The 20,998-nt window shown below is 65.1% G+C and carries 23 protein-coding genes and 1 pseudogene; 13 read left to right on the forward strand and 11 right to left on the reverse strand.

Annotation, left to right across the window (positions count from 1 at the left end):
• The 6 genes and pseudogenes from AC07WS_RS26140 to AC07WS_RS26165 all read left to right on the forward strand — a co-directional run.
• A pseudogene (locus tag AC07WS_RS26140) lies at positions 1–257 on the forward strand (hypothetical protein); the annotation flags it as partial.
• Positions 258–321: 64 nt separating this feature from the next.
• Positions 322–738, forward strand: a complete 417-nt coding sequence (locus tag AC07WS_RS26145; RefSeq protein WP_494731877.1) for a hypothetical protein — start codon at positions 322–324, stop codon at positions 736–738.
• The gene (locus AC07WS_RS26150) at positions 735–1,412 is read left to right on the forward strand and encodes a C39 family peptidase (protein WP_494731878.1); all 678 of its coding nucleotides are present in this window, start codon (positions 735–737) and stop codon (positions 1,410–1,412) included. Before AC07WS_RS26145 ends, AC07WS_RS26150 begins: the two co-directional genes overlap by 4 nt.
• A 12-nt stretch (positions 1,413–1,424) precedes the next feature.
• Positions 1,425–1,916, forward strand: coding sequence for a hypothetical protein (locus AC07WS_RS26155; protein WP_494731879.1), 492 nt, complete (start codon positions 1,425–1,427; stop codon positions 1,914–1,916).
• Between the two features lie 21 nt (positions 1,917–1,937).
• Positions 1,938–2,981, forward strand: coding sequence for an acetate kinase (locus tag AC07WS_RS26160; protein ID WP_494731880.1), 1,044 nt, complete (start codon positions 1,938–1,940; stop codon positions 2,979–2,981).
• 69 nt (positions 2,982–3,050) lie between these two features.
• The gene (locus AC07WS_RS26165) at positions 3,051–4,004 is read left to right on the forward strand and encodes an MBL fold metallo-hydrolase (protein ID WP_494731881.1); all 954 of its coding nucleotides are present in this window, start codon (positions 3,051–3,053) and stop codon (positions 4,002–4,004) included.
• A gap of 102 nt (positions 4,005–4,106) precedes the next feature.
• Here the strand turns inward: AC07WS_RS26165 and AC07WS_RS26170 are convergent, their stop codons facing one another.
• Together AC07WS_RS26170 and AC07WS_RS26175 are read right to left on the reverse strand one after the other, a co-directional pair.
• Positions 4,107–5,162: an alkene reductase gene (locus AC07WS_RS26170; RefSeq protein WP_494731882.1), complete on the reverse strand. Its 1,056-nt coding sequence runs from the start codon at positions 5,160–5,162 to the stop codon at positions 4,107–4,109.
• Positions 5,163–5,172: 10 nt separating this feature from the next.
• Complete coding sequence (locus AC07WS_RS26175) at positions 5,173–5,469, reverse strand: ArsR/SmtB family transcription factor (protein ID WP_492928549.1); 297 nt, start codon at positions 5,467–5,469, stop codon at positions 5,173–5,175.
• 128 nt (positions 5,470–5,597) lie between these two features.
• Between AC07WS_RS26175 and AC07WS_RS26180 the strand changes: the two genes are divergently transcribed.
• On the forward strand, positions 5,598–6,659 hold the full coding sequence (locus tag AC07WS_RS26180) for a hypothetical protein (RefSeq protein WP_494731883.1): 1,062 nt from the start codon (positions 5,598–5,600) through the stop codon (positions 6,657–6,659).
• 3 nt (positions 6,660–6,662) lie between these two features.
• Here AC07WS_RS26180 and AC07WS_RS26185 read toward each other — a convergent pair whose 3' ends face one another.
• On the reverse strand, positions 6,663–7,019 hold the full coding sequence (locus AC07WS_RS26185; protein ID WP_494731884.1) for a DUF1304 domain-containing protein: 357 nt from the start codon (positions 7,017–7,019) through the stop codon (positions 6,663–6,665).
• Between the two features lie 115 nt (positions 7,020–7,134).
• On the opposite strand from AC07WS_RS26185, the gene sugE reads away from it, so the two are divergent.
• Complete coding sequence (sugE, locus tag AC07WS_RS26190; protein ID WP_116989972.1) at positions 7,135–7,452, forward strand: quaternary ammonium compound efflux SMR transporter SugE; 318 nt, start codon at positions 7,135–7,137, stop codon at positions 7,450–7,452.
• On the opposite strand, the gene AC07WS_RS26195 is transcribed toward sugE, so the two are convergent.
• The 3 genes from AC07WS_RS26195 to AC07WS_RS26205 form a co-directional block, all read right to left on the reverse strand.
• Complete coding sequence (locus AC07WS_RS26195; protein ID WP_494731885.1) at positions 7,453–8,412, reverse strand: M14 family metallopeptidase; 960 nt, start codon at positions 8,410–8,412, stop codon at positions 7,453–7,455.
• A gap of 98 nt (positions 8,413–8,510) precedes the next feature.
• The gene (locus AC07WS_RS26200) at positions 8,511–8,879 is read right to left on the reverse strand and encodes a DP-EP family protein (protein WP_494731886.1); all 369 of its coding nucleotides are present in this window, start codon (positions 8,877–8,879) and stop codon (positions 8,511–8,513) included.
• Positions 8,876–12,154, reverse strand: a complete 3,279-nt coding sequence (locus AC07WS_RS26205; RefSeq protein WP_494731887.1) for an nSTAND1 domain-containing NTPase — start codon at positions 12,152–12,154, stop codon at positions 8,876–8,878. Before AC07WS_RS26205 ends, AC07WS_RS26200 begins: the two co-directional genes overlap by 4 nt.
• A 170-nt stretch (positions 12,155–12,324) precedes the next feature.
• Between AC07WS_RS26205 and AC07WS_RS26210 the strand changes: the two genes are divergently transcribed.
• From AC07WS_RS26210 to AC07WS_RS26220, 3 genes are read left to right on the forward strand one after another with little or no spacing between them, the layout of a single operon-like run.
• On the forward strand, positions 12,325–12,963 hold the full coding sequence (locus AC07WS_RS26210) for a DUF1906 domain-containing protein (protein WP_494731888.1): 639 nt from the start codon (positions 12,325–12,327) through the stop codon (positions 12,961–12,963).
• The gene (locus AC07WS_RS26215; protein WP_494731889.1) at positions 12,963–13,253 is read left to right on the forward strand and encodes a hypothetical protein; all 291 of its coding nucleotides are present in this window, start codon (positions 12,963–12,965) and stop codon (positions 13,251–13,253) included. Before AC07WS_RS26210 ends, AC07WS_RS26215 begins: the two co-directional genes overlap by 1 nt.
• A gap of 17 nt (positions 13,254–13,270) precedes the next feature.
• A complete protein-coding gene (locus AC07WS_RS26220) occupies positions 13,271–14,431 on the forward strand; it encodes an acyltransferase family protein (protein WP_494731890.1) in 1,161 nt (386 codons plus the stop codon).
• Here AC07WS_RS26220 and AC07WS_RS26225 read toward each other — a convergent pair.
• From AC07WS_RS26225 to AC07WS_RS26240, 4 genes are all read right to left on the reverse strand, one after another.
• A complete protein-coding gene (locus tag AC07WS_RS26225; RefSeq protein ID WP_494731891.1) occupies positions 14,428–14,637 on the reverse strand; it encodes a hypothetical protein in 210 nt (69 codons plus the stop codon). The two genes, AC07WS_RS26220 and AC07WS_RS26225, sit on opposite strands and share 4 nt — an antisense overlap.
• Positions 14,638–14,658: 21 nt before the next feature.
• Positions 14,659–15,123, reverse strand: a complete 465-nt coding sequence (locus AC07WS_RS26230) for a hypothetical protein (RefSeq protein ID WP_494731892.1) — start codon at positions 15,121–15,123, stop codon at positions 14,659–14,661.
• Between the two features lie 80 nt (positions 15,124–15,203).
• On the reverse strand, positions 15,204–16,073 hold the full coding sequence (locus AC07WS_RS26235; protein WP_494731893.1) for a pirin family protein: 870 nt from the start codon (positions 16,071–16,073) through the stop codon (positions 15,204–15,206).
• A 23-nt stretch (positions 16,074–16,096) separates the two neighbouring features.
• The gene (locus AC07WS_RS26240; protein ID WP_494731894.1) at positions 16,097–16,696 is read right to left on the reverse strand and encodes an FMN-dependent NADH-azoreductase; all 600 of its coding nucleotides are present in this window, start codon (positions 16,694–16,696) and stop codon (positions 16,097–16,099) included.
• A gap of 112 nt (positions 16,697–16,808) precedes the next feature.
• Here AC07WS_RS26240 and AC07WS_RS26245 point away from each other — a divergent pair, with 112 nt between their 5' ends.
• Positions 16,809–17,717, forward strand: coding sequence for a LysR family transcriptional regulator (locus AC07WS_RS26245; RefSeq protein WP_494731895.1), 909 nt, complete (start codon positions 16,809–16,811; stop codon positions 17,715–17,717).
• Positions 17,718–17,723: 6 nt separating this feature from the next.
• On the opposite strand, the gene asd is transcribed toward AC07WS_RS26245, so the two are convergent.
• A complete protein-coding gene (gene asd / locus AC07WS_RS26250) occupies positions 17,724–18,572 on the reverse strand; it encodes an archaetidylserine decarboxylase (protein ID WP_494732035.1) in 849 nt (282 codons plus the stop codon).
• 160 nt (positions 18,573–18,732) lie between these two features.
• Between asd and AC07WS_RS26255 the strand changes: the two genes are divergently transcribed.
• Positions 18,733–20,961 (forward strand): TonB-dependent receptor plug domain-containing protein, encoded by a 2,229-nt coding sequence (locus AC07WS_RS26255; RefSeq protein WP_494731896.1) that lies wholly within the window; start codon positions 18,733–18,735, stop codon positions 20,959–20,961.
• The last annotated feature ends 37 nt before the right edge of the window (positions 20,962–20,998 follow it).

Below are 20,998 nucleotides of genomic sequence, written 5' to 3' on the forward strand. Positions count from 1 at the left end.
GCGGCAACACCGCCGGCGCGGGCGGCAGCGGCGGCACCACGACCGGCGGCGCGGCCACTGGCGGTGCGGCGGCCGGCGGCACTGGCGGCGCCGGCGGCGATGTGTCGGTGACGGCGGGCACGTTCAACATGTCCAACACCATGAGCAACGTCGGCCAGTCGGCCGCAGGCATCATGGTCACGGCGCAGAACAGCGGCATCGCCTCGCTGGTGCAGCAGAGCGTCAACGTCCAGGCCAATCTGTCGGTTGGCAAGTAAGGCAGTCGCGGGATGCGCGCGCCGTTGCGGCGCGGCGCGTCCCGCCATCCACAGGGGGTACGGTATGCGAATACCAGTCTTGAGTTTATGCGGCGCGCTGGCGCTGGCCGGGCAGGTTGCTGCTGCTGCGCCGGCGATCGCGCCACTGATTCCACCGCCGGCGCAGCCGGACGCGCCATCCCGGCCGGCGCTGCTGCCGGACGCCATCGTCATCACGGCGGCCGATCCCGCCGGCTTTGACGCCGCCGCCGTGCCGGCCGCCAAACTGGCCGGCAAGCGCGCGGGCGCGGACGCGGTCAACAACGACATGCAGTTGAACGGCGCCGTCAGCGGCAACACGGCGGTCAATGTCTACACCGGCGCCAACGCCATCAGCAGCGGCTCGTTCAGCAACGCCTCCGGCCTGCCGGTGGCGATACAGAATTCCGGCGCCAATGTGTTGATCCAGAACGCCACCATCATCAACGTGCGGATGCAATGAACACGCCTGCCTGCATCATCGTTCTGGCCGCCGTCGCGTGCGGCCAGGCCGGCGCGGCCGACCTGCCCGGCATGGCGGGCGGCAGCTATGCGCTGCGCGTCACCAGCCTGAAGGAGGCGCGCTTTCGCGCCACCGTGCGCCAGCAGTTCGATTTCAGTTGCGGCTCGGCGGCGGTGGCCACGCTGCTCAGCTTTCACTACGACACGCCCGTCAGCGAGCGCCAGGTGTTCGACGCCATGTACGCGCAGGGCGACCAGCAGAAGATACGGCGCGAGGGCTTTTCGCTGCTGGACATGAAGCGCTACCTGGCCACGCTGGGCTTCATCGCCGACGGCTACCAGCAACCCTTGCACAAGCTGGCCGAGGCGGCGTTTCCGGCCATCGTGCGCATCCGTGAAAACGGTTATGAGCATTTCGTCGTCATCAAGGGGCTGGACGACGGGCGCGTGCTGCTGGGCGATCCGGCCGGCGGCACGCGGGCCGTGCGGCGCGCCGACTTCGAGGCGCTGTGGCAGGACCAGCTGCTGTTCGTGATCCACAACTGGCCGGGCAAGCCGCGCTTCAACCAGGCGGCGGACTGGGGCGTGGCGCCGCGCGCGCCGCTGGGCGAGGGCATCAGCCGCGCCAGCCTGACCGACATCACGCTGCCCAAGAACGGCAGCGGCAACTACTGAACGGAGGCGCGCATGCGCACAAGCATCCTGAGCCTGCTGCTGGCCTGCGGGGCGGCCGCGCACGCCGGCGATTTGCCGGACCCGACCGACGGCTGGGGCGCGGTCGACGATGCGCGGCTGGAGCAGGCGCGCGGCGGCTACGAGCTCGGCGGCGGGCTGCTGGTGTCGCTAGGTGTCGAACGTTTGGTTTCGATCAATGGCAGTGTTGTAGCGAATAGTCGTTTCGCGATCGCCGATGTGACAAAGTTGAGCGCTGCGGAAGCACAGATGGCCGGCGATGCGCTGGCCGCCGTGGTGGTGCAGAACGGCGCCGGCAACGCGGTCGATCCGCTGCCGGCCATGCCAGGTCTGGGGGCCTTGCTGATCCAGAACAGCGTCAGCGACCAGGCCATCCGCAGCCAGACCACGATCAGCACCAGCGTCAGCAACCTGGCGTTGCTCAAGGCCGCCAACTTCGAAACCCTGTTGCGCGATGCCCTGAGCGGTGCGGTGGGACCGAAATGAACGCGACTCAGGAGGGCGGCGATGCGAAGTGCGAGATGGCAGGGCGGCGCGGTGGCGCTGTGGGCGTTGGCGTGCGCGGCGGCGCAGGCGCAGGGCGGGGCGGCCCAGCCGCCGGCGGTGGCGCCCTTGTTCGAGCAGCCCGGCGTGCTCACGCCGCGCGGCAAGCTGGTGCTGGAGCCGTCGGCGCAGTTCGGCTACTCGTCGAGCAACCGGGTGGTGCTGGTCGGCTACACCATCATCCCGGCCTTGCTGATTGGCCTGGTCGATGTGCGCGAGGTCAAGCGCAACACGCTGACCGGCGCCGTCAGCCTGCGCTACGGCCTGAGCAACCGCGCCGAGCTGGAGTTCAAGCTGCCCTATGTGTACCGGTCGGATTCCACCGTCAGCCGCGAGCTGTTCACCGGCACCGGGGTCGACAAGGTGTTCGAGACCAGCGGCAAGGGCGTGGGCGACGCCGAGCTGGCGCTGCGCTACCAGCTCAACCAGGGGGCGCCGGACCAGCCGTACTACGTGGCCGGGCTGCGCGTGAAATCGCGCACCGGCACCGATCCGTTCAGCGTGGTCACCGATTGCAGCAAGCGCTGCGTCGGACCCAACGCCACCGGCACCGGCCTGCCGCTGGAGCTGCCCACCGGCTCGGGCTTTTATGCGCTGCAGCCCAGCCTGACCTGGCTGTACGCCAGCGACCCGGCCATCCTGTTCGGCAGCGTCAGCTATCTGTACAACTTCAAGCGCAGCAACGTCAGCCGCAAGGTGCTGGCCGGCGACTGGGAGCCGCTGGGCACGGTCGCGCCGGGCGATGTGCTGGGGTTTAACTTCGGCATCGGGCTGGCGATCAACGACAAGGCGCTGGTCAGCCTGGGCTACGACCACAGCTCGATCGCGCGCACGCGCCAGAACGGCGTGCCGGTGCCGGGCTCGGTGCGCACGCAGTTGGGCACCTTGCTGATGGGCGTGTCGTACCGGCTCAGCGACAAGCGCACCATCAACGTCGCCGTCGGCGCCGGGCTCACGCGCGACACGCCGGACGTGCAGCTATCGTTCCGCATGCCGTTCAGTTTCTAGCCGGGTTACCAACAAAGTTGATTTTGCGGTATCGTAGCGTTTCTCGATAATCAAAAATACAGGGACGCTATGATCACGACCACCTTGACCCGCTCCGCCGGCCTGCTCGCATTGGCGGCGGCATGTTCGATGGCGCACGCGGCCGCGCCGATGGCCAAGTTCCAGGCGCCGGGCTTTTACCGCACCACGCTGGGCGAGTTCGAGATCACCGTGCTCAACGACGGCACCATCGACCTGCCGGTCGACCAGCTGCTCAAGCAGCCGGCCGCCAAGACCAACGCCGCGCTGGCCCGCGCGTTCCTGAAAAGTCCGGTGGAAACCTCGATCAACGCCTTCCTGATCAACACCGGCGGCAAGCTGGTGCTGATCGACGCCGGCGCGGCCAGCCTGTTCGGGCCGACGGGCGGCAAGATGCTGGCCAACTTCAAGGCCTCGGGCTACAAGCCGGAGCAGGTCGACGAGATCTACATCAGCCACATGCACGGCGACCACGTCGGCGGCCTGGTGGCCAATGAACAGCGGGTGTTTCCCAACGCGATAGTCCGCGCGGGCAAGCTGGACGCCGACTACTACCTGAGCCAGAGCAACCTGGACAAGGCGACCGGCGACGAGCGGGACGATTTCCAGGGCGTGATGATGTCCTTGAATCCCTACGTCAAGGCCGGCAAGTTCCAGCCCATCGTCGCCAACAGCGAGCTGGTGCCGGGGATCAAATCGTATTTCAACGGCGGGCACACGCCGGGCCACATCACCTACGTGGTCGAGAGCGCGGGGCAGAAGCTGGTCCTGCTGGGGGATTTGCTGCACGTGCAGGCGGTGCAGTTCGAGCATCCGGGTGTCGGCATCGCCTTCGACACCGACAGCAAGGTGGCCATCGCCGAGCGGCGCGAAGCGTTCGCGGCGGCGGCCAAGGACGGCTACCTGATCGGCGCGCCGCACCTGTCGTTCCCGGCGCTGGGCCATGTGCGGGTCAACGGCAAGGGCTATGAATTCGTGCCGGTGAACTACGCGTTGCCGCGCTAGCGGTCACGGAGCGGTCCAACCCCTGAGCGTTCAGCGATACGCTTGCCGCGCCACCTAGGGGTCGGACCCCGTCCGGGGTTCGACCCCGCCTGGCCGTGCGGGTCAGGCCAGCGCCGGATAGTCGGTGTAGCCCTCTTCGGCCGGTGCATAGAAGGTTTCGGGTTTCCACTCGTTCAGCGGCGCGTCCAGCTGCAGGCGGCGCGGCAGGTCGGGGTTGGCGATGAAGGCCTTGCCGAAGGCGATGGCGTCGGCCGTGCCGGCGTCCAGCACCTGCTGCGCGGTCTGCTTGTCCATCTTTTCATTGGCGATGTACACGCCGCCGAATTCCTTCTTCAACAGCGGGCCCAGGCTGTCCTCGCCCACCGCTTCGCGTGCGCAGATGAAGGCGATCTTGCGCTTGCCCAGCTCGCGCGCCACGTAGCCGAAGGTGGCGGCCGGATTGGAATCGCCCATGTCGTGCGCGTCGCGGCGCGGCGCCAGGTGCATGCCGACGCGGCCGGCGCCCCAGACGGCGATGCAGGCGTCCGTCACTTCCAGCATCAGGCGCGCGCGGTTCTCGATCGAGCCGCCGTAGTTGTCGGTGCGCTGGTTGGTCTTATCCTGCAGGAACTGGTCGAGCAGGTAGCCGTTGGCGCCGTGGATTTCCACGCCGTCGAAGCCGGCCTTCTTGGCGTTTTCCGCGCCCAGCTTGTAGGCGGCCACGATGCCGGCCAGCTCTTCGGTGTCGAGCGCGCGCGGCACCGGATAGGCGCGCTGCGGACGCAGCAGGCTGACGTGGCCCTCGGCCGCGATGGCGCTGGCCGACACCGGCGCTTCGCCGTTCAGGAAGCTCGGGTCGGAGACGCGGCCCACGTGCCACAGCTGGGCGAAGATCAGGCCGCCGGCCTCGTGCACGGCCGCCGTCACCTGCTTCCAGCCTTCGACCTGCTCGTCCGACCACAGGCCCGGCGTGTCGGCGTAGCCCACGCCCTGCGGCGTGACGGCGGTCGCCTCGCTCAGGATCAGGCCGGCGCTGGCGCGCTGCACATAGTACTTGGCCATCAGCGCGTTCGGCACGCGGGCGCCGCCGACGGCGCGGGCGCGGGTCAGCGGCGCCATGACGATGCGGTTTTTCAGGGTGAGGTCGCCGATGGTGAGCGGGTCGAAAAGATTTGCCATGATGAGTTTCCTATAAAGTCATTTGATCGATGAAGGCCTGGATGGTCGCTTCGTCGCGTTTGAAATAATTCCACTGCCCCACGCGGTGGGAGGTGATCAGCCCCGCCTTGAGCAGCGTGGCCAGATGCGCGGAGACCGTCGACTGCGACAGGGCGCAGCGCCGGTCGATCAGGCCGGCGCACACCCCCAGGCTGAGCGGGTGTTGCTGGTCTGCGAAATACACCTCGGGCTCCTTCAGCCACGCCAGGATCTGGCGCCGCATCGGGTTGGCGAGGGCTTTGTGGATAGCGTCTATGTCCATTTGCATGTAACGATATATGGATCGTCTTTTTCCGATTTCAATATCGTCATCTTACGATATAAAAGAAAAACGTGCTGGCGGCGCGAAAATCATTTATGTTATTGGAACATTGTTCGAAGTTTAATGAGGGCCGTATGTCGAGTCATTACCTGGATGTGGCCATCGGGCTGTCCTACACCTTTCTGGCGACGAGCCTGCTGTGCAGCGCCACCCGCGAAGCGATCGCCTCGCTGTTCCAGACCCGCGCCAAGGTGCTGCTGGACGGCGTGCTGACGATACTGCACGAGCCGGCCAGCCAGCCGCGCCTGCGCGGCATCCTGCCGTCGATCCAGCGCCTGCTGCGCCTGGACGGCGGCTTCAACCTGGCCAAGCTCGGGCCGAACTCGCTGTCGGCCGCCGTCATGACGCATCCGCTGATCACCGGCATGGCGCAGCAGGGGCGCATGCCGTCCTACATCCCGTCGGCGATCTTCGCGCGCGCCTTCGTGTCCACGCTGACGGCCAAGTATGGCAAGGGGCAGACGGCCGCGCTGTTGCTGGCCAACGTCGGCAACGAGGGCTTGAGCCGCACGCTGCTGGCGATCATGGGCGAGGGGCCGGACGACCTGGCGGCGCTGGAGAACGCCGTGCGCATCTGGTACGACACGGTGATGGACCGCATCACCGGCTGGTACAAGCGGCGCTCGCAGCTGGTGCTGTTCTGCGTCGGCCTGTTCTACGCGGGCGCGATGAACATCGACGCGCTGCAACTGAGCCAGCGCCTGTGGCGCGACAACGCCGCCGCCTCCGCGCTGGCGCAGCAGGGCGCCGACGCCATCGCCGCCGGCGCCATGAAGCCGCCCGTGGCAGCCGCGCCCGGCGCCCCGGCGGCCACGCCGATGAGCCAGGTGGTGGAAGCCAGGAAGGACCTGCAGACCGTGCAGGCCTTGCCGATCGGCTGGCCGTCCGCGCGTTTCGACGGCGCGCATGGCAAGGGCGCCGGCGCCTTCATGGCGGCGCTGGCGTTCGCGTTGATGGGGTGGATCATCACCGCCTTCGCCTCGTCGCTGGGATCGCCGTTCTGGTTCGACGGCATAGGCTGGCTGCTGGCCTTGCGCGGCACCGGCTCCAAGCCGGCCCCGACCGAACCGGCGCCGGTGGTGGTCGACACCATCGTGCTGCCGAGCCTGACGGTGGCCAAGACCACCGGCAGCTAGGCCTCAGGCGAAGTGCAGCGCCAGTGCGATCACGGCCGGCAGGGTTTGGATCAGCAGGATGGAACGCTTGACCGTCACGCCGCCCCACACGCCGGCCACGGCCACGCAGGCCAGGCCGAACACCGTGAAGGCCGAGGCGATCGCCGGATCCGGATGCGCAAAGCCCACCACCAGCGCCGCCACCAGGAAGCCGTTGTAGCAACCCTGGTTGGACATGGCCGGCTGGACGATGTCGGCCTTCTCCTGCGTCAACCCGAACACGCGGCGCCCGCGCGACTGGAACAGCACGGTCTCCAGCAGGACGATGTAGACATGAATCAGCGCCACCAGTCCGGTGACGATCTGCGCCAGTAAATGCATGGGTACTCCTCGTTTTTATTGAAAGGGCATTATGGCCCGAGGCGGGCGCGGCGGGAAGCCGTCAGCGGAGATTTCGCGCCGATGCTATAGTTCCGGCCAATTTTGGAGACACGCGATGACCTGGATTATCCTCATCCTGGCCGGCCTGCTGGAAGTGGCATGGGCGGTCGGACTCAAATACACCGACGGCTTCAGCAAGCCGCTGCCGACCGTGTTGACGCTGGGCGCGATGGCCGGCAGCGTCGCCTTGCTGGGCCTGGCGCTGCGCACGCTGCCGCTGGGCACGGCCTACGCCATCTGGACCGGCATCGGCACCGTCGGCACGGTGATCTTCGGCATCGTCGTGCTCAACGAGCCGGCCAGCGCGCTGCGCGTGGGCTGCATCGCCATGATCATCGGCGGCATCGTCGGCCTGAAGCTGTCGACTGTCTGATCAGAAGGCGGGATTGGCGCGCGTGAGGTAATACCATTCGCTGTTGGCGCCGGCCGCCGCGTCGGGGAACAGGATGCGGCCGTCGAACTCGGCCAGCACCGGTGAGCCGTCCGCGCGCGTGCCGATCTGTTCGCCTTGCCGCACCAGATCAAAGCTGGACCAGGCGCGCGTGAAGCGGTCGTCGGCATGCTGCTTGTCATAGACCGCGACCATGCTGAGCGCCTCCATCGCCTCGTCGGCGATGGGCGGTGGCGACGGCGCATCGATCAGGCCGAGGAAGGCGAGGGTGTTGACGATGGCGCGATAGCCGACCTCGGGCGCCTGCGGATCGGCGTGCTGGCCGCATTCGAGCGTGAGCGCGTAGCCGCCGGTGCTGCGCATGTATTCGGTGGTGCCCATGCCGTAGCGCAGCACGGTTTCGAGCTGGCTGTCGTCGCGCAGGCGGCGCTGCACGCCGGCGCCGTAGGTGCGTAGCCAGCCATCGACGAAGCGGCGCACGCCGAGCCGGCGCGCCATCGCGCGCTCCTGCTGCTCGTGCTGGAACGGTTCCAGCGGGCCGTCGTTGTCGCGCGGGCCGACCATGACGAACGGTTCGCTGGCGGCGTTGAACGAGTGCAGGTCGAGCAGCACATCATGCTGCGCCAGCAGCGGGCACAGCCAGTTGGCCACGCGGTCTTCGAAATCCTGCGGATGCAGATTGGGGAACAGGTTGCGGTTCAGGTTGCGGTCGCCGGAGCGCTCGCCCTTGGCGTAGGCTAGCGGATTGGCGACCGGGACGAAGGTCACGCAGCCGTTTCGGATGGTCAGCGCGCCGCTGTCCAACTCCTGCATCACGCGCGCGATAGCCTTGGTGCCGCAGGTCTCGTTGCCATGCACCGCGCCGGTGACGATCAGCTGCGTGCCGGCATGTTGTCCGCAGTATTGGTGTGATTTGAACTGGAATTTTTTGACATCGGGCATACCGCGCTCCTGTCTGGTTCGTCCGGCAGTGTATCCGATATTAAAGATGGTTTACAGCGGCCAATTGCGCGCCGCTGCAGGTTGCCGTGAAAATTGTTTTAGCTTTGAGGGTCGTTGTGGATTTGTGGATCGTGGGAAAACTCGATGCCTTCCTTATCTTCAAACTTCAGGTTGATGTTTAACGTCATTTTGATCGTATTAATATCGCTGAAGGTCAGAAGGCGACCATCGACGCTGACTGTAGCTTTACTCAGTTGGCCGTTGTTCTCAGGTTTGACGGACATACCCGTGAAAACAATGGGATAGCCTCCTGTATCGACGATCTGATAATTAATGACGGTGTCCGCATTGATGATTTGCGGTGCCGCCGGCTCGGTGACGACGTCATATTTACCTGGGTGGTCGGCTCTTGGCTTAACCCAAACCATGATGTTTTGGAAGGTGATTGGAGGTACGAGCGTAGTCATGAAGTCGCTTTCTTTGAGGGGTGGTTGGAAAGGTACTGCAAGTAAATCGGATCTCGATAGCCTATGGCCTCAAGTTGTTTCTTGGTCGAGGTGACCTCGTTGTGTGCATCGAGGCAGGCATGGGATTTGACCCAAGGAGCCAGGACATGGAAGTCGGTGCTATGTTGAATAAATGGCGCCAAAATATCCCTGACAGCGGCACAGTTGTGACGTGCGGTTACTGTATCTCGAAGCGCAAAGTCAATTTCAGCCTTGAGTAGTAGGCTATCTAACAGATTGCTGCGTAATACTTGATCTGCTGGAGTGCTTGCATAGATTTTTTGTAAGCGTTCAAGTGCTGGTCTTAAGGTCCGTGCTGCTTGCTCGGCTTTTCCATCACGCAATTCTAAGGATGCCTTCCGTTGTTCGGTGACTGCTACCAGCATTTGTAAATTTACCTTGTTGGGCTCCAATCGACTCAGTTCCGCAAGATTGTCATGGAGCTTGTCCAATAGCTCAAACGCCTGAGACTGAGCCATTAGTTGGCTTGTCACGTCGAGTACTTTTAGTTCGGCAATATACATATCGCGTTGCCATGCGCGATTGCTGGGGTCTTCGGTGACTAAGGTACGTAGTAGTTCATGAGCGCTGTTAAGGTAAGTGTGGCTGGCTGCCACATCGCCTCCCGCTAGCTTTACTTCAGCTTGATGCAACCATGCGGATGCCAACGTTTTCAACCATAGTTTGTCGCCCGGATTCGCGTCGCGCAGCGCCTCTAAAAGTGCCAGTTCACGCGCATAGAGAGACTCTGCCGTGGCCAACTGACCTAATTGAAGTTGTGCGCTTGCCAGCCATGAAAGACTGTCCGCAAGATCGGCGGCTAGTGCTTTGTCATTAGGCGATTTCTCTCTGGCCCGAGTCTTCAACTCGACTGAAAGCGCGAATTCGTTCGCAGCACGCCGCACATCGCTACGTTGTAAAGCGAGCGTTCCGAGACTGTTGTGTGCATAGGATTGTTCGATCCAACTGTCGGGGCTTGCGGGGGCTATCTCGGCCAGTCGGTCACTGTGCGCCCGATACTCGTCGAAATATTGCTGCGCTTCGTTCCACTCCTTACTGTCGAAATGAATTTGTCCCAGCCAGAACGCATTTTCACCGAGGCTTTTCAGCAGGCCAGTGTCGGTAGATCGGGTCTGCAATTGTTGATGCAGAATGTCGCGTGCTGCCAGTAGCGCAGTGTTAGCGCCTATTGGATCGGCGCGCGCGATCTTGACTTCGGAAATCAGTTGCAGCGATTTGGCGCGTTGCGTGAGGGCCGCTTCGCTATCGTTCGCCTTGGTCTTGTCTGAAAGGTAGGATAGGGCGCGATTGCTAACGCTATCGAGTAGGTCCAGCTTTCCAAGCGGGCGCAATTTATCTACGAATTCACCGAGCATGTAGCCCATCAAGTCCTCGGCTTCGGTGCGATGTTGTTCGGCGAGTGATTGGGCATTCTTTGCCACCAGTCCGAGGCCGCCGGCCAGCAGCGTCAGGCCTGCCATGACGATGGTGATCGTCAGGCGCAGCCGCTCGCCGCGCTGCACGCCCTGCAGTGAGGCCTGCACGAACGCCTGCTCCTGCGGCGTGAAGCTGAAGCCGCTGGTCTTGAGTAGCTGGCGCGCCTGGTTCGCCTGTGTGCCCGACGGCAGCAGCATGTCTCGCGCGCGGCCGCTGTCCTGCCAGCGCCTGGCTTGCGCGCTGATGCGGCTGCGCACCTGCAGCGCTTGCCTGTGTTCCTCGATCCACGCCACCACGCGCGGCCAGCGCCGCAGCAGCGCCTCGTGCGCGATGCCGAACGCCGGCGCGCCGCCGTGCAGGTCGCTGACGAACAGGTGGGCGTCGACCAGCGCCTGCACCAGCCCGTGATCGGCCTCGTCGCGCAGCGCCGACCACGGCACGCGGCGCGAGGTGACGGTCGATTCGTCCTCGGCCACCAGCACCAGTTGCGACAGCACATGCGGCAGCGCGGCGATCTGCGCACTGCCCAGCGCCGAGATGACTTGCTCCGCGCGCGCGCCGATCGCGCCCTCCAGCCCGCCCAGCGCGTGGAAGCTGGCGTGGCTCAGTTCACCCTCGGGACTGCGCAGCCGGTAAAGCTCCTGCAGGCAGTATTGCAGCAGCGGCAGCGTGTCCGGGCCGGCCTTGGCGGCGTCGATCAGTACCTGGTCCAGCGATTCGCCGGTGTCGGCGTCGACCGTGTAGCGCAGCTGCGCCACCTGCACCGGGTGGCGGATGATCTGGGCGATGTCGGCCGCGCCGGGCGGGGCCAGGTCGAAGTGGCCGCCGCGCAGCTTCATGCTCATCAGCGCGGGGTAGGCGGTCAGGTGCGGATAGAAGTCGTTGCGGCAGGCCAGCACCAGCAGGATGCAGCCGGAACGCGCCAGCTGGTCGAGCACGTGGATGAAGCCGGCCCGCTCCTGCTCGCCGATGTGCGGCAGCCGGAAGATGGCTTCGAAGCGGTCGATGAATAGCATCAGCCGGATCGACGGCAGCCGCGCCTGCAGCTGGGCGATCAGTCCCGGCAGGTCTTGCGCCATGCGCTGGGCCAGCGCCGCGGCGCTGGTGTTCTCGAACAGCAGTTTGCCGTCCAGCTCGGCATCCAGCAGCACGCTGGCCAGGGTGTCGAGCAGGCTGGCCTGGCCCATGTCGGCGCAGTCGAGCTGCAAATGGCTGGCGATCGCCAGGCCGGACTCGGCCGGCGCGGCGCCCGCCTTCAGGGCTGGGATCAGGCCGGCCTGCACCAGCGAGGTCTTGCCGGCGCCGGACGGTCCCAGCACCAGCACCATCGCGCACGCGGCCTGCACCTGGCTGACCACCACCTGCACCAGCTGGTCGACGCCGAGCTTGCGGCCGAAGAAGATCGCGGCGTGCTGTTCCTCGAACGCCTCCAGGCCGCGGAACGGCGAGGCGTGCAGCCAGCTGCCGTTGCTGACGTCGTCGTCGTAGCTGAGCTCGGCCAGCAGGCGGTAGCCGCGCTTGCGGATGGTCTCGATATAGCGCGGTTCGACCGCCGAATCGTCCAGCGCCCGGCGCAGCTGGGTGATGATTTTATGGACCGCGTTGTCGCTGGGGGAGATGTCGCCCCAGCAGGCGTCGAGCAAGGTTTCGGCGGACACGACCACGTGCGGGTGCTTGCACAGATGCAACAAAACATCCATGGCACGCGGTTCCAGCTGGCGGTTCAGGTCGCCGCAGCTGAGTGTATTGGTGGCGGGATCGACCCGCCACTGCCCGAAACGAAAGCTTTTGTGATTCACACGGACCTTCTTGGTTCTTAGATAAGTTATTTGTAATCAATGACTTGGAGGCCGGAAGGTTTTCCGAAGGCCAATTCCATGCGGATTGACTACAGTTGTTTCATATCTACATCTTTTGCAAATATTAACATTAACACGGGGAAACCACACCCCTTTCTATCGGAGATGTCATGGTTGTTCTGACTGGCCTGAAAGCGCCATTTGAACTGACGCAGCACGCAATTGCAATTAAACAACAAGGGATAGATTTCGCGATCCGCTATTACAGCCACCAGGCGGGCAAGAGTCTGTCGCTGGCCGAGGCCCGTTCGCTGACGGACGCCAGCATTCAGATCGGCGCGCTGTGGCAGGCCGGCGGCGATCACCTGAACTATTTCAGCCGCGCCCAGGGTTGCGCCGACGGCGCCGCCGCCTATCTGATGGCGCAGCAGGTCATCACCCAGCCGTCCGGCTCGGCGATTTACTTCGCGGTGGATTTCAACCCGTCGGAAGAGGCGATCGCCGGCCCGGTCAGCGCGTATTTCGAGGGCGTCAACCAGGCGTTCCGCGCGGCGGGGCCGGGCGAGCCCAAGTACCAGGTCGGCGTGTACGGCTCGGGCGCCTGTTGCGAGACGATGCTGCTCAGGGGGCTGGCCGCGCTGAGCTGGCTGTCGCCGTCGCCCGAGTACCACGGTTCGCGCGATTACGTCGGCTTCAGCCTCAAGCAACTGGCCCCCGCCAGCCTGGCGGTCGACGACGGCAAGCGCATCAGCGTGGACCTGACCCGCACCAACGACGGCTATCCGGCAGGCCTGTTCCGGGTGCTGTGATGCAGATCATCCAATTTACCGAAGCCGTGTCGCTGAAGACAGTCAAGCCGACCAAGACGATTTTTCTCAACAATACGGGGCAGGATCTGGTGCTGAAGTTCGTCACCGCGCCGGACATGCTGCTGTCGGCCTACACCATCAGCAACGGCGTGAGCGCGGCGATCGACAGTATCCGGCTCGGCACGGTCGATTATTATTCCGGCCACAGCCACAACGTAGCGATCGCGCTTGGCAGCACAGCGGTGCTGAATGTGACCAACAACGTGCTCAACATGGTGATCTCGCCCTGATTTGTTAAGATGCGGACATGAATCCCATATCCCAGGGCCGCAACGCCGGCCTCGACACCCTGCGAGCGCTGGCCATCGTGCTGGTGTTTACCAATCATTACATGCTGTTTGTCAGCGGTAGCCCGACGTTCGGCTGGTTCGGCCAGATCGGCTGGGCCGGCGTGGACCTGTTCTTCGCCCTCAGCGGCTATTTGATCGGCAACCAGATCCTGGGCGGCATCCGCCGTTCGCGGCAGTCCGGCGGCGGCGAGCGCTTTTCGCTGGCGCGCTTCTATGCGCGCCGCCTGCTGCGTACTTTGCCGAATTTTTACTTCGTGCTGGCGCTGTATGCCTTGTGGCCGGCGTTCCGCGGCACGACTGTGCTGCCGCCGCTGTGGAAGTTCCTCACCTTCACCCAGAATATTCAGCTGACGCCGGGCACGGCGTTCTCTCATGCGTGGTCGCTGTGCGTGGAGGAGCAGTTCTACTTCCTGCTGCCGGCCGTGGCGCTGGCCATCGCCGCTTGCCGCAGGCCCTTGCTGCTGGCATGGCTGTCCATGGTCGGCACGCTGCTGGCCGGCATGGCGATCCGCAGCCATCTGTGGACGCAATACGTGGGGCCGGAAGAGCAGGGCGGTTTTCACTACTACACGCTGATCTATTACTCGTCGCTGTGCCGTTTCGACGAGCTGGTGGCCGGCGTCGCGCTGGCGCTGGTGAAGAACTATCACGCGCACGCCTGGACTCGGCTTACCTCGCGCGGCAACTGGGCGCTGGCGGTGGGCGCGGCGTTGCTGGCGCTGACGTGGTCGCTGTTCCTTGAGGACCATTACGGCTATCCGATGACGGTGATCGGCTATCCGCTGCTGGGCCTGAGTTTCACGCTGCTGCTGGTGGCGGCCCTGAGTCCCGGCTCGCTGCTGCAACGGTTGCGCGTGCCGGCCGCGGCCAGTATCGCGCTGTGGTCGTACGCGATCTACCTGACGCACAAGACGCTGTGCGTGCTGTTGCGGGCGCCGCTGCAGGCCGAGGGGTGGGGGCCGAACAGCTGGCAGGCCATCGTGCTGATGAGCGCGGCCAGCCTGCTGGCCGGCTGGCTGCTGCATCTGCTGGTGGAGACGCCGTTCATGAAGCTGCGCGACCGCTACGTGCCTGGCAATTTTGCGCGGCCGGCGGCGCCGGCGGGCGCCGTCGCCTAGGCCGTCATCGGAAAACCGCGCAGGGGATAGGTGGGGGGGGAGCTGCGCGGTGGTTGTAGCAAACGTCCTATTTTCTCCCCTATTTTCTTCGGCTTTCCGCGATCTGGATCGGCAAATTCGGAAATTGTGAAAAGCTTGAAAAAATCGAAGAAAATCAAAAAGAAAATCGAAGGTTTGCTAGAAGGGCGCGGGAGGAGCACCCCCATGTACATACTCCCATGTTTCCCTTAATTCAGTTCGATCACGTCGAACGGCGACTGCATTGAGCCGAGGAAGGCCATCACGCTGCGCGCGCGTTCGCCCATGTCCTCGTGCCGGGTGGCGGCGATGGCGGCGCGCAGGCCGGGGACCACTTCGGTGATGTGCGGACTGTCGTAGGCGGTCACCAACAACGCCGCCAGTTCGCTGGCGCGGCCGCGGTTGTTGCGCATGCGCTCCTCCAGCATCGCCAGCAGCGCGCGCTGCATGCGCGGAGTGGGGTTGGTGATGTAGCCGAACACCAGCGGCGTATTGCCGATGGCCTCGCACAGCCGGCTCTCGATCTGGTCCGGTTTGACGTCGGAGGCGATGTCGAAATATGCGCCGTTCCAGCGCGTCCGTTCGTACGGATGGCCGGGCGGGAAGGATTCGGCCGTCTCGAAGCCGAGAACGTGGCTCAGGTAGCGCAGCCATTTGAGGATAGTGGGCATCATCCCGGCATTTTATCCTGAGACGGGAAACTGATGGGGAGACAGCCGCCGGGCAGTATGCCTGTCCGGCGGCTGGTGCAACCTTAAACGTGGGCTTCCTCGCCCAGCTTGCCGGCGCGGAAATCCTCAACGGCGGCGAAGATCTCGGCCTGCGTGTTCATCACGAACGGGCCGTACTGCGCGATCGGCTCGTTCAGCGGCCGGCCCGCCACCAGGATCAGGCGGCTTGCCTGCTCCGCATGCACCGTCACGCCGTCCGCGCCCGCCGTGTTGGCCAGGATCGCCATGCGGCCCGAGGCCACCACCTTGTCGCCCACACTCACCTCCCCGCGATAGGTAAAGATGAACGCGTTGTGGCCCTCCGGCAGCGCCTGGCTGAAGCTGGCGCCGGCCGGCAGATGGATATCGAGATAAACCGGCTCCGTCACCTCGCGCTGCACCGCGCCGGCCACGCCGTGGCTGCTGCCGGCGATGACCTTCACGTCCACGCCGTCGGCCGTGGTAAAGGCCGGCACGTCGGCGCCGTTGAAGTCGCGATACCACGGTGCCTGCATCTTGTCCTTGGCCGGCAGGTTCAGCCACAGCTGGAAGCCTTCCATCACGCCCGCTTCCTGCTCCGGCATCTCCGAGTGGATCACGCCACGACCGGCCGTCATCCACTGCACGCCGCCGTTGGTCAGCAAGCCTTCGTTGCCGGCGCTGTCCTTGTGACGCATGCGGCCTTCCAGCATATAGGTCACGGTCTCGAAGCCCCGGTGCGGATGGCTGGGGAAACCGGCGATGTAGTCGTTGGCCTGGTCGCTGCCGAAATTATCCAGCATCAGGAACGGGTCCAGCCGGCGCTGCAGCGGCTGGGTCAGCACGCGGTTGATCTTGACGCCGGCGCCGTCCATGACGGCCTGGCCGCTGATGATGCGTTCTACGCCGCGAGGGCTGCTTACTTGGCCGGTCATGGCATTCTCCTTGTTTGCTTGTCTTACACCAGTACTGCGTTGATCTCCGCTTCGGCCTGGGCCTGCGCCTTGGCGACGGCTTCCGGACCCATGCCCAGGCCTTCGGCGAACACGTACTGCACATCGCTCAGGCCCACGAAGTTCAGGAACATCTTGATGTGCGCCAGTTGCGTATCGGTCGGCGCGTCGCGATGCAGGCCGCCGCGCGCCAGCGCCACATACACTTTTTTGCCGGTCAACAGGCCGACCGGGCCGGTCGGGCCGTACTTGAAGGTCACGCCGGCGCGGGCGATGGCGTCGAACCAGCTTTTCAGTTGCGCGGTGATGCCGAAGTTGTAGGTCGGCGCGCCGATCACGATCACGTCGGCCGCCTGGACCTGGGCGATCAGCGCATCGTCCAGCGCCACGCGGGCGGCCTGGGCTTCGGTGCGCTGGTCGGCCGGGGTGAACAGGGCTTGCAGCGTCGGCTCGTCGATCACCGGATGCGGATCGCTTGCCAGGTCGCGGCGCAGCAGCGTGGCGGCCGGATTAGCGGCGCGGACCTTGGCGACGATGGCGTCGGCCAGGCGGGTGGATTCGGAACCGGTGCTGCGGGCGCTGGAGTTGATTTGCAAGATGTTCATGGTGTTGCTCCTGTTATTGGGTTTGTGCTGCGATGGAGTCACTTTAATCGTTTCAAATTCATTCCGGAAGCCGTTAAAATGGATAACATTAGTCCACTGATGGAACAATCCTATGGAAATCGACCCTGGCGACCTGCTTTTGTTTGCCCGCATCGTGGAATGCGGCAGTTTCAGCCTGGCGGCGCAGCGCGTGCAGCTGCCCAAATCGACGGTCTCGCGGCGCGTATCGCTGCTGGAGGCGCAACTGGGCGAGCGCCTGCTCCAGCGCACCACGCGCAAGCTGGTGCTCACCGAGTTCGGCGCCAGCCTGCTGGAGCACGCGCGGCGGGTGGCCGACGAAACCGAGATGGCCGCCGCGCTGGCGCAGCACCGGCAGGGCGCGCCCAGCGGCTTGCTGCGGGTGTCGATGCCGGCCGACTTCGCCAACCTCACGATGGGCGGCATGATGGCGCGCTTCATGAACCAGTACCCGGCCATCTCGCTGGAGCTGGACCTGTCGCCGCGCCGGGTCGACCTGGTGGCGGAGAATTTCGACCTGGCCATCCGCATGGGCAACCTGCCGGACGACGCCTCGCTGGCCGCGCGCCGCGTCACGCTGAGCAAGATCGCGCTGTACGCCTCGCCGCTGTACACCTCGCTGCGCGGCTTGCCCGAGCACCCCGACGACCTGTTCCGGCACGACCTGCTCAGCCTGCCGCCGCGCCTGAACGGGCTCACGCGCTGGAAGCTCTTGCGCGGCAAGGTGGAATGGGAGCGCGAACTGCCGGTGCGCCTGATGGCCAATTCGCCGGAAATGCTGGTGCGCATGGCGGCGGCCGGCGTCGGCATCGCCGCCTCGACCGAGCTGATCGCGCGCGAATATCTGCAGGGTGGGGACTTGGTGCGGGTTTTGCCGGAGTGGTCGTTCCCGGTCGTTACGGGCTGGGCGGTGTTCCCCGGCCGCCGGCTGATGCCGGCCAAGACCAGGGTCTTCCTTGACATGCTGGAGACCGCCTTCGAGGACGGCCGGCCAGTGGAGTGACGGGGCTTACTGCTTCAGCGTGGCCATCGCCTGGCCCAGCTGGACTGCGCCGGCCGGCTGCCAGGCCGGATTGAAGCTCAGCACATCCTTGGGGAACAGCATCACGACGGTCGAACCGAGCAGGAAGCGGCCCAGTTCCTCGCCTTTTTTCAGCACGATGTCCTGGTCGTCGTACTGCCATTCGCACACATGCGGCATGCGCGGCGGATTGACCACGCCGTGCCACACGGTGGCCATGCTGCCAACGATGGTGGCGCCGACCAGCGTCATCACGAACGGGCCATGGGCGGTGTCGAACACGCACACCACGCGCTCGTTGCGGGCGAACAGGCCGGGGATGCCGCGCGCGGCGGCCGGGCTCACCGAGAACAGCTCGCCCGGCACGTAGATCATGCGGGTCAGCCTGCCGTCGCAGGGCATGTGGATGCGGTGGTAGTCGCGCGGGCTCAGGTACAGGTTGGCGAAGCTGCCGTTCTGGAACTTGGCGGCCAGCTCGGCGTCACCGCCCACCAGCGCCGTGGTCGTGAAATTGTGGCCCTTGGCCTGGTAGATTTGGTCGTCCTTGATTGCGCCGAACTGGCTGATGCGGCCGTCGATCGGGCAGATGAAGCCGGCGTCGGCCATCGGGCGGGCGTCCGGGCGCAGCGCGCGCGTGAAGAACTCGTTGAAGCTGCTGTAGTTCTCGATGTTCGGATCCAGCGCCTCGTCCATGTTGACGTTGTACTTGCCGACGAACCAGCGGATCAGCCAGGTTGTCTTGCCGCCCCATTTGGCGCCGGCCACGCGGCCGGCAAAATTGGTCAACGCTCCTTTGGGAAGCAGGTAGTGCGGCAGGACAGCAAGACGAGACACGATAGGGTATCCATACAATGAACGATCGCGCATTATAGCGCCGGCCGCCGGCGCGGTTTAGAAAAATGGACTAAACACGCGGCGCAACTTGCCAATTGCTGAACATTTTGTTTAAAACAAGGCATAATGCGCGGACTCATCCTACAACTTGCCCCTCAGAATGATGCCCGCCCGCCAATTCCGCCTGACGCAGCTCGCTGCCGCCGTGTTCTTCCTGTATGCCGGCGCCGCCCGCGCCGAAGCCGAAACACCGCCCGTCGAGCAGCCCAAGCCGGCGCCGATGCAGAAGGTGGAGATCAAGGGCGCGGCCGCCAGCTACGACGCGCGCCGCGACGACACCGCCAGCAAGACCGTCGTCACCAGCGAGGAGATCCAGAAATACGGCGACACCTCGGTCAACGACGTGCTCAAGCGCGTGCCCGGCATCACCGTCAGCGGCGCGGCCGGCCGCAGCGGCGGCGAGATCCGCATGCGCGGCCTGGGCAGCGGCTACACGCAGATCCTGATCAACGGCGAGCGCGCCCCGGCCGGCTTCGCCATCGACAGCCTGGCGCCCGAGGTGATCGAACGCATCGAGATCCTGCGCGCCGCCAGCGCCGAGTTCAGCACGCAGTCGATCGCGGGCACCATCAACATCGTGCTGAAGAAGGCCTTGAAGTCCGCCCAGCGCGAAGTCAAGCTCAGCGAGGCCAAGGGCAGCAAGTTCAGTTCGCCGTCCCTCAGCCTGCAGATGTCGGACAAGCTCGGCGGCACCTCCTATTCGTTCGGCGGCAACGCCTGGCGCTACATGTATAACCGCAGGTCGCCGTCGTATGACAGCGGCACCGATGCCAGCGGCCAGCCCAATCTGGACCGCGTTACCACTTGGGGCGACCAGGGGCGGGCCGACGGTCTGAACATATCGCCGCGCATCAACTGGACGCTGGACAACGGCGACACGCTGACCTCGCAAACCTTCGTCAACCTGAACCATTTCGCCAACAACAGCCACGGCCGCACCAGCACCGCGCTCGGCCGCGGCCCGGACTATGACCGCATCGACGGCACCTTCAGCAGCCACAACGCCTTCGGCCGCACCGACCTGAACTGGGTGCACAAGTTCGACGGCGGCGCCAAGCTGGACTTGAAGGCCGGCGTCAGCGACAACCATAACACCAGCGATTCCCTCCAGTTCGGTGGCAACCACGGCCTGCCGGCCACGCTGGAGCGCACCGTCATCTCGACCAGCGGCGAGCAGGGCTTCAGCACCCAGGGCAAGTACTCGCGGCCGCTGACCTTAGGCGTGGCGCCGGCCGACGGCAAGGGCGAGGCGCCCACCGAGCACGCGCTGTCCATGGGCTGGGACGCCGGCGTCACCCAGCGCGACGACACCCGCATGCAGCGTGAGGCCGCGCTGCCGGGCGCCACGCCGGACAACAGCGACGAAGGCTTCTCGGCCAAGGTCACGCGGCTGGCGCTGTACGGCCAGGACGAATGGAACCTGACGCCGCAATGGTCGCTCTACACCGGCCTGCGCTGGGAGGGCCTGGACACGCGCAGCGACGGCAACACCTTCGACGCCGTGCGGCAGCGCTCCAGCGTGCTCAGCCCGCTGATGCAGACCCTGTACAAATTCCCCAACAAGAAGGACCAGCTGCGCGTTGCGCTGACCCGCACCTACAAGGCGCCGTCCACGGCCAGCCTGATTCCGCGCAAGTTCACCTCGACCAACAACAGCCCTACCGAGCCCGACCGTCGTGGCAACCCGCACCTGAAGCCGGAGCTGGCGCTGGGCCTGGACGCTTCGTTCGAGCATTACTGGGGCGAGGGCGGCCTGCTGAGCGCCAGCGCCTCGCTGCGCCGCATCGAGAACTACACCCACCAGGGCTTGCTGTACGAGGACCAGCGCTGGGTCTCGACCGCGATCAACGACGGCCGCGCCGAAACGCGCGGCATCGAGCTGGAGGCCAAGTTCCCGGTGCGCGCGCTGATCGAGCACGCGCCGGCGCTGGACCTGCGCGCCAGCGTCAGCCGCAACTGGTCGCGCGTGGACAGCGTGCCCGGCCCCGACAACCGGCTCGACCAGCAGACCCCGCTCAGCGCCACGCTGGGCGTGGACTACAAGAGTCCGAACGGCGCGCTCAGCACCGGCAGCAGCTTCAGCTTCCGCAACGGCGGCCTGGCGCGCCTGAGCGGCACGCAGGGCGGCTACACCAGCGTGCGGCGCGACCTGGACGTGTACGCGTTGTGGAAAATCGACACCCAGAACAATCTGCGGATCGCCGTGTCCAACCTGCTGGCGCAGGACTATGTCACGGAAAGCCTGTACAGCGACGCCAACGGCACGCAGAACCGCACGTCGGTGGCCAGCGGCGAAACCCAGTTGCGCATCACGGTCGAAAAGCGTTTTTGATGGCGTGATTCCGAGGTGATATGATTCTGCGGTGTAC

The sequence above is a fragment of the Duganella sp. GW821-FHT01E12 genome (assembly GCF_059422325.1).